The following is a 2,248-nucleotide window of genomic DNA, read 5'->3' as shown; positions in this document are numbered from 1 at the left end:
GCCTCGCCGCCACCGCAGACTGGATCAAAGTCATCAAGCTCTAACAGGCCTTAGAACTCCGCAAGGAAAAGGCCAATCCAGATCGAGCGAGCGCCCGCGTTCAAGGTCAACGACAATAGGGTAGCTAGGTAGGTTTCCGATATCGCGCTGAGGCTCGTCCGGCGCTGCGCTACTGACTTGCGCAAGCAACAAACGTCCGTCCGGCGAAAAACCCACGAAAGCTCCGCCTCGACCCTGCCCGCCTAAGCGTCCCGTCCGTAACCTCCAAATCTTGGTTGCGCCTCCATTTACAACTCGGTATGCTTCAATTTTACCGTCTCCTGCCTCCCGCTTATAAGTGAGAGCCATTTCACCGTTCGGACTCAAGGAGAATGCCTCGCCGGCCGGCACTCGGGGCGCCAACATATATCTTGCGGCAAGCAACAATATACTGTCACCGTCATCCGACGCGGGCCTTCGTGCAAATGCGGCAGCGCTTGACCATCTGACTGCCTGCGCAGCAATCAAGTACGCTTCTTCCGCATTACCAGCGCGCAGCACCTCTCTGGCCTCTGCGGCCAAGACGGTACTCTGCGCCCTCAATTTGTTAGCGCGCTGATTGCGAGCCTCAGCCACCATCAGGCCCGCGACCCCAGCCGTTCCAGCGAGCAGGACTAGCAACGCCGCGGCAGTGAGCCTCAGGGCATTGCGCCGCCGCTGTTCCTCTCCGCGGAGTTCCGGGGCAAATTCCCCGGGTATGTCGAAAACGCCTGCCAGGAGCTTGGTGAACGCATCCTCGACGCGCCGCGCCCGGCTTGGCCAAAGCCAGTACAGGCGCCGGTAGCCGCGCAGGTCGGCCCAGTCCCAGCGCTCGGAGAGGGAACTGAGGCGACCCGGGAATCGGTCCTCCGGCGCCCCGGGCCCGAGCGCGACGAGGATGCGCCCGACGTGCTCGGGTGAGTCGAGGAATGCGTCGATCTCCCGAGCGACCCAGTTCGCAGACCCGTCGTCCCGCGGCTCGAACGCGTCCGGGGTGGAGAGGACGACGAGAGTGCGAGAGGCCTGGAGCGCGGGCACGATGTGTCGCTCCCAGAAATCGTTGTTGCCGCGCTCGAAGCGAACGTCGAGGAAGATACGTCGCGGTCTGGTTAGTCTCTGACCCACCTCCGACGGCAGCTTGGCTAGCAACGCCTCCGACGGCCTGTAACGCTCCAGCCGTTCGCTCAGCCACTTGGCGACGCGCCGACCGCGGGCCCGCCGGTACGACACGAAAGCGGCGTAACCGCTCTCCCCCCCGCTCCCAGCCTCGGCGCCAGCCATATCGAGCACGTCCCTATGTGTTGGCAGATCTCCACCGTATTCAGTTCTGAGCGGGAGCGCACCCCATCTCGATAGAGCACCCGTCGTAAGCTTGAGGGGCAGTGTCACGGCAAGATCGTTGCAACTCCATCGCCCGCGTAGGCTGGACCGATGTCGGCGATCTCCTGCGCCCGCCACCGGTTCCCACCCGGCATGATCCAGCACGCCGTCTGGCTGTATTTCCGGTTCACGCTCAGCTTCCGCGACGTCGAGGACCTGCTGGCGTTGTCGAGGTCCATGCGCTGGCGCAGGACCAGGTCACGTGCCTTGAGCAGCGCCCGAATGCCCTGGGCCGCCTCGCTCTTAACCCGCACGGCCCTGTAGAAGCCGGCCCGCGCGAGCTCCGCCAGCATCGCCGCGTCGGTCTTGTCCAGCATTTGGCTTAGCACAGCATGTGCCTGGCGCGCATCGACACATACGGCAGGCAAGTCGCGCGCCCAGTCCGCGGTGGAGTCAGTTCGCCATCCGCCCCGTCTCGAGCACAATCCGGACAGGGCAGCCGAAGCGCTCCAACGCCGCGGCGATCGCGCCGGGGTTGACCCTGCCCCCTCTTCGCCCTTGCTCATAACCAGAGTCCGTTCTGGTTGTAGTCCGTCCTGGACCGGGTGGCGAACTCGTCGGGGGTCAGCCCGCCGAGGCTCGTGTGCGGACGCACCGCGTTGTAGTCGCCCGCCACGCTTCGAGGATGGAGCGCGCGCGCGGCAGGCTGCGGAACACGTGCCCGTTCAGGCATTCGTCGCGCAGGCGCCCGATCAGGCTCTCGACGAACGCGTTCTGCACCGGCCTCCCCGGCGCGATGGTGTGCCAGCCCACGCCGCGCTCCTGCTGCCACCCGAGCACGGCGTGGGAGGTCAGCTCCGTGCCGTAGCACATCGGGAAGGTTGAACCGGCTTTGGATTGACCCGGTTCA

General features: G+C 65.1%; 1 protein-coding gene and 2 pseudogenes. 1 reads left to right on the top strand and 2 read right to left on the bottom strand.

Annotated elements, in window-relative coordinates:
* Window positions 1-33: 33 nt before the first annotated feature.
* Window positions 34-1,299, bottom strand: coding sequence for a toll/interleukin-1 receptor domain-containing protein (locus AC5JJ6_RS10410; RefSeq protein ID WP_496041968.1), 1,266 nt, complete (start codon window positions 1,297-1,299; stop codon window positions 34-36).
* 150 nt (window positions 1,300-1,449) lie between these two features.
* Here AC5JJ6_RS10410 and AC5JJ6_RS10405 point away from each other — a divergent pair.
* Window positions 1,450-1,563, top strand: a pseudogene (locus AC5JJ6_RS10405) (IS6 family transposase); the annotation flags it as partial.
* A 337-nt stretch (window positions 1,564-1,900) separates the two neighbouring features.
* On the opposite strand, the pseudogene AC5JJ6_RS10400 reads toward AC5JJ6_RS10405, so the two are convergent.
* Window positions 1,901-2,248, bottom strand: a pseudogene (locus tag AC5JJ6_RS10400) (integrase core domain-containing protein); the annotation flags it as partial.

This window comes from Skermanella sp. (assembly GCF_059503625.1).
The sequence above is the reverse complement of the archived record's forward strand: the minus strand, read 5'-3'. Positions and strand labels throughout refer to the sequence as shown.